We start from the raw sequence: 5,951 nt of genomic DNA, 5'->3' as shown, positions 1-5,951 counted from the left end.
TGTGAATAAGGACTGACAGATGTTAAGTGCTGTTGAGAGAAAAATAGAACAATTCATAGCTGATCTGAATGATAAAGAGGTAAGTGGACTTTATGCTCAATTGCCTAATGGTAAAAGATTGCGTGCAAAACTCATTTTGAAAATAGCAGGTAACAGTCTTTCTGTAGTAAAGACTGCTGCTATTGTAGAGATGATACATGCTGCGAGTCTTTTACATGATGATGTCATTGATGATGCGTATACAAGACGTTCAAAACCTTCTCTCAATGCACTCTATGGAAATAAAACAGCCATTATGCTTGGGGATATCCTTTACTCAAAAGGTTTTTTAGAGTTAAATAATATAAGTGCCGATGTGGCTAAAGTGATCTCAAATGCTGTTGTACAACTCAGCCTTGGAGAACTGAAAGATGTTTCACTTTCAAAAACATTTAATCTAGATAAGGAAGTATATCTTGAAATGATATACCAAAAAACAGCTTCGCTCATGGAAGCAAGTGCGGGAGCAGCAGCACTGTTGGCCGGTAAGTCTAAAGAGCCTTATATGACGTATGGCAGAAACTTGGGAATTGCATTTCAAATGATAGATGATCTGCTTGATATCACAGCAGATGCAGAGACATTGGGTAAACCGGCATTACATGATTTTGAAGAAGGAAAAACGACACTGCCATATATTTACCTCTATGAAATATTGCAGAGTGATGAAAAAGAGAAATTAAGATCATTGCATGCAAAAAAGCTCTCTACTGAAGAACAACTTTGGATCAAAATGAAAATGAAGGAACATCAAGTGATCCAAAAGAGTTATGATGAAGCCAAAGTATTGATAGTAGAAGCGATAAAGTTGATGAATGAGAGAGGTGAAGATGCACTCTCAAGCATTGCCATGCAGATGATCGAAAGGGATTTTTAATGTATTATCAGGTGATGAGTTTTTCCCATAAAAACTGTGATCAGGATATGAGAGAGAAGTTGGCATTTGCCAATGATGAAGAAAAAATTGAAATGCTGAATCAACTGGTTGAATTTGAGTTTATTCATGAAGCATTTATTGTTTCAACCTGTAATCGTGTTGAAGTAGTATTGGCAACACGAGACAACTTTTCAAGTTATCATACAGTATTGGGATTGATGAGTCAAAAGAGCGGATTAAATTTTTATGATGTGAAGTCCACAGGAGTGCGTTATGATGATGAAGAAGCTGTACAACATATTTTTTCTGTGGTTTCTTCATTGGACTCTTTAGTTGTAGGTGAGTCACAGATCACAGGACAGGTAAAAGAGGCATTTATGCTTTCTCATAGGAATGGTACTGCGGGACGTAAGCTTAACCGTATCATCTCTTATGCTGTAAAGTGTGCAGCTGAAGTACGTAATGCTACCAATATTTCTCAAAACCCTATTTCCATAGCTTCAGTTGCTGTGGCACAGGCGCATAAACTTTTGGGTGACAGCATGTCTGGTACGACAGCAGTTGTAGTAGGTGCAGGTGAAATGGGTGTACTGGCAACAAAACATTTGCTTAGAGCAGGATGTGATGTGGTTATGTTGGGACGAGAGCAGGAGAAAGTAGAGCAGATAGCTGAAACTTTGGGTGAAAATGTTAAAGCAGGTACAATGGAGAAACTTCCAAAATATCTGAACCGTTATCGTCTACTTTTCTCAGCAACTTCGGCCAGAGAACCCATCATCACGCAAGAACTCATAGAAAATGAAACGATACCAAGACTTTGGTTTGATATGGCTATTCCCCGTGATATAGAAGATATGGATTTGGATAAATTACAGATCTTTCGTATTGATGATCTCCGTACCATTTCTCAGGACAATCATGCCTTACGTGAAGAACAAGCAGTAAGAGCAAATGAAATAGTAGAGAAATACAAAGAAGAATTTTATGCTTGGCTTAGAGCACTCTCTATAGAGCCAGTGATTAAAGAAATGAGAGAACAGGTAAATGAAGCCATAGATGTTGAGATGCAAAGAGCCATTAAAAAAGGTTTTGTTCCAGCTGAATTTGAAGCCAATATGCGTAAAATGGCAGAACAAATGTTTAAACGTTTTTTACATGAACCAACGCAAAACCTAAGACACTCTTCTACAGAGAAGGAAAATGCAAACTGCATAGAGGCAATAAAAAAAATGTTCAATATAGACACAGAAAACATTGATTTAAAACAATATAAAAATGACCATCATACAAAAGGATACAACGCGTGAGATTTTCAAGATTATTAATTCCTACAACCAAAGAGACACCAAATGACGCAACATTGGCAAGTCATATTTACCTTATAAGAGGCGGATTTATACAGTCAGTAGGCGGCAGCGGACTCTACAACTTTTTGCCTTTAGGTAAAAAGATACTGGATAAAGTACATGCCGTAGTGAAAGATGAGTTAGACAAAGCAGGATGTCAAGAGGTAAGCCTCTCTTTTGTTACTCCTGCAGCACTTTGGGAAGAGAGCGGGCGCTTAGAGAAGTATGGTAAAGAATTATTGCGTTTTAAAGACCGTAAAAACAATGACTTTATTTTAGGACCAACACATGAAGAGATGATGGTAAACCTTGTGAGGCAAACGGTTAAAAGTTATAAACAACTTCCTTTAAATGTCTATCAGATCAATCTCAAATTCCGTGATGAGATCAGACCAAGATTCGGCCTAATGCGTGGACGAGAGTTTTTAATGAAAGATGCCTATAGTTTCCATACTTCTACTGAAGATATGCAAAGAGAATTTGCACTGATGGAAGAGACGTATAAAAAAATATTCACACGCCTTGGACTAGAGTTTAGAGTAGTAGATGCTGACTCTGGTGCAATCGGGGGATCTGGGAGTAAAGAGTTTATGGTACTGGCTGACTCTGGGGAAGATACGATAGTAGTATGTGATGATTGTGACTACGGTGCCAATATAGAAGCTGCTGTAGCAAAACCAAAAACATATGATGCCTCTACAAAAATCAAAATTATTGCAATGAAGGCACTTTATGATGAAGGTGTAACAAAAGTAGTACATTTTGCTTTACCTGCATCGGTAGAACTTCAGGATGTAAAAGCAGGTAATGCAGTCAATGCAAATGACCTTCTAGAATATGAAGAGACAGCGACGATGGAAACACTAGTTGTAGACAGTGCTTTGGAAGGTGTAGACACTCTTACAGCAGTGGAAAAATCGTATGCTGATATATCAGCTGTTCAAGAGGGAGACTCTTGTGCTTCTTGCGGCGGTTCATTGCGTTATACTAAAGGTATAGAAGCAGGACATATCTTCCAATTGGGTACACAATACTCTGAACCTTTGGCAGCGAACTTCTTAGATGAAAATGGAAAATCACAACCGATGGTGATGGGAACCTATGGTATAGGTGTAAGTCGTCTACTTGCAGCCATCATTGAGCAGAATCATGATGATAAAGGCTGTATCTGGACGAAAGAATCTGCACCGTTCGATCTACAGATCATTGTTTCAAATATCAAGGATGATGATCAGGTAGCTCTGGGTGAAAAACTGTATGAATCAATGTTAACCAAAGGTGTGGATGTCCTGCTTGATGAGAGAAAAGACAGATTTGGTGCTAAAATGAAAGACTATGAACTTATCGGTGTACCTCACGCTGTGGTTATAGGTAAAAAACTGGCAGATGGTACAGTGGAGTTTTTGAGTAGAGACGGCATGTTAAAAGAAGAAGTCTCTGTTGATACTATAGCTGACTTCTTGGTTGAAAGATTTTAATATGATATTTCTAATCGTACCTTTTGCCCTCATCGAACTTTATCTCTCTTTAAAAACTGGGGAGACCATAGGTTTCTTTTGGTCAGTGGTATGGATCGTACTTAGTTTTGCCTTAGGTATGATACTTTTGCAAAAGTCCTCACAAACAATGATGAGCAATATGCAGTCGATGAGACAAGGAAAACTTGATGTGAGAAGGTTCCAAAATGCAAGTATGTCCTATTTCGTTGGTGCGATACTCCTTATTATACCCGGGGTGTTTAGTGATTTTTTAGGAATACTTGCACTTTTTTACACACTTTATTTACAATTTATCGCTAAAATAACACCTGAACGAACAACACATTTTACCAAACAAGGAGATGATAATGTCATTGATGTCGAAATTATTGATGAGCACAGTCACAGCGACCGTAGCTCTTAGTGCAAACGCACAGCCCGATAATAAATTATTAGTTAAATATGTTAAAAGAGCTGTGGTGAAAAACCCAGAAGTCACAGTAAAAGGTGTGACAGTTATTGAGTCTAAAACAGATGAAAGATTACCAGGATGGACTATTCTTTTAACGACAATGGATCTAGAGTATCAGAAAAAAGAGATCCATGCTCCGGAAATGATGTTTGTTAAAGATGGACTTATCACAGGACATTTAGTGAATTTAAAAACTGGAAATGATTACAGAGATGAGATCAAACCTACTGTACCTCAGAGTTATTATGATGATGCTCACCTGCTTTTTGGTAACAAAGATGCAGAGCATAAGATACTGATCTTCTCTGATCCTCAATGTCCATTCTGTCAAGAAATAGTACCGGAAATCTTTAAAGCATCTAGGGAGAACCCTACGAAAATTTCAGTCTATTATTATCACTTGCCGTTGCTTCGTATACATCCGGTTTCAGACATTCTAACACGTATAATGCATGTGGCACAACATGAAGGTAAAATGGATGCGGTTGAAAAGATCTATTCATTGAAGATCGATCCAAGAGAGACTGACATGACAAAGATACTCGCTGCAGTAAAAAGTCATGCAGGGTATAGTGTAACAGCTGCACAAGTAGATGCAAAAGAAGTAAAAGCAGCAATGAACGCAGATGAAATGGCTGCGGGGAAAATGATGGTTTCAGGTACACCGACTATTTATGTAGACGGTGAGTGGGATAAAATGCGTAACGGGTATAAAAAGCTCATAAAATAATATAGTTAGGATAGGGTATAAGGCTTTGCCTTATGCTTATGAATACAAGGGTAACAGTGGAAAAATTAATTATAGCAACTAGGGCAAGTAATCTCGCCCTATGGCAAGCATATCACATAAAAGAGAGAATCGAAACATCGTTTCCCAAAATCACAGTTGAACTCAACGAGATCACTTCTAAAGGTGACAAGATATTGGACAAACCACTTGCACTTATAGGTGGGAAAGGGCATTTTACTAAAGAACTTGAAGATGAGATGTTGGCAGGTAATGCAGATCTTGCAGTGCATTCACTTAAAGATGTACCTACCTATATCCCAGAAGGTTTAGAATTATGCGCCATAACAACAAGACAGGATCAGAGTGATGTATTGCTTTCACATACCTATAAAAGTTTAGATGAGCTTCCTCAAGGTGCAGTAGTAGGAACAACAAGTCTTAGAAGACGTATGCAGCTTCTTGAGAAGCGTCCAGATCTGAAAGTCAAAGAGCTTAGAGGAAATGTGAATACGAGACTAAGAAAGCTCAAAGAAGGACAGTATGATGCGATTATACTTGCTTATATCGGACTTCATAGACTTGACCTGTTGAAAGACATTCCTTATGTTGAAAAGCTGGATTTTTTCATTCCGCCTATGGGACAGGCTGCCTTGGGTATTGAAATTGTAAGTACTGACGACAGTGTTCGTGAAATTGCAATGACGTTAAATGATGAAAATTCTTTTATCTGTACAAAGTTGGAACGTGACTTTGTCTCTAAGATAGGTGCAGGCTGTTCTGCTCCTGTAGCAGTCAATGCGATTATTTCCGGTAGTGATATTACCGTAAAGGCAATGTTAGGTTACCCAGATGGTACAAATATCATGCATAAAGAACTGACATCAAAGCTAAGTGAGTGTGACACATTAGGAGAACAATTGGCTGAAGCCATGATCGCTGAGGGTGCATTGGATATACTTGAAAAAGCAGAATCAATAGCATTTAAAGATGAAATGCCAGAGAGACTATA

Annotated in this window: 6 protein-coding genes; all 6 read left to right on the top strand. The window is 38.3% G+C overall.

What is annotated here, in order from left to right; translation table 11 throughout:
• The first annotated feature begins 19 nt into the window (after positions 1–19).
• A complete protein-coding gene (locus ABZC96_RS07690) occupies positions 20–916 on the top strand; it encodes a polyprenyl synthetase family protein (RefSeq protein WP_373030239.1) in 897 nt (298 codons plus the stop codon).
• The gene (hemA, locus tag ABZC96_RS07685) at positions 916–2,223 is read left to right on the top strand and encodes a glutamyl-tRNA reductase (protein ID WP_373030237.1); all 1,308 of its coding nucleotides are present in this window, start codon (positions 916–918) and stop codon (positions 2,221–2,223) included. Before ABZC96_RS07690 ends, hemA begins: the two co-directional genes overlap by 1 nt.
• The gene (gene proS / locus ABZC96_RS07680) at positions 2,220–3,740 is read left to right on the top strand and encodes a proline--tRNA ligase (protein ID WP_373030235.1); all 1,521 of its coding nucleotides are present in this window, start codon (positions 2,220–2,222) and stop codon (positions 3,738–3,740) included. Before hemA ends, proS begins: the two co-directional genes overlap by 4 nt.
• A gap of 1 nt (position 3,741) precedes the next feature.
• On the top strand, positions 3,742–4,164 hold the full coding sequence (locus ABZC96_RS07675; protein ID WP_373030233.1) for an FxsA family protein: 423 nt from the start codon (positions 3,742–3,744) through the stop codon (positions 4,162–4,164).
• Entirely contained in the window at positions 4,109–4,942 is an 834-nt protein-coding gene (locus ABZC96_RS07670) for a DsbA family protein (protein ID WP_373030232.1), read from the top strand. Before ABZC96_RS07675 ends, ABZC96_RS07670 begins: the two co-directional genes overlap by 56 nt.
• Positions 4,943–4,998: 56 nt before the next feature.
• The coding region (gene hemC / locus ABZC96_RS07665; protein ID WP_373030231.1) for a hydroxymethylbilane synthase at positions 4,999–5,951 on the top strand (953 nt) is incomplete at its 3' end.

This window comes from Sulfurovum sp., from assembly GCF_041551015.1.
Taxonomy (GTDB): Bacteria; Campylobacterota; Campylobacteria; order Campylobacterales; family Sulfurovaceae; genus Sulfurovum.
Note: the sequence above shows the minus strand (reverse complement) of the source record. Positions and strands in the feature narration are given on the sequence as shown.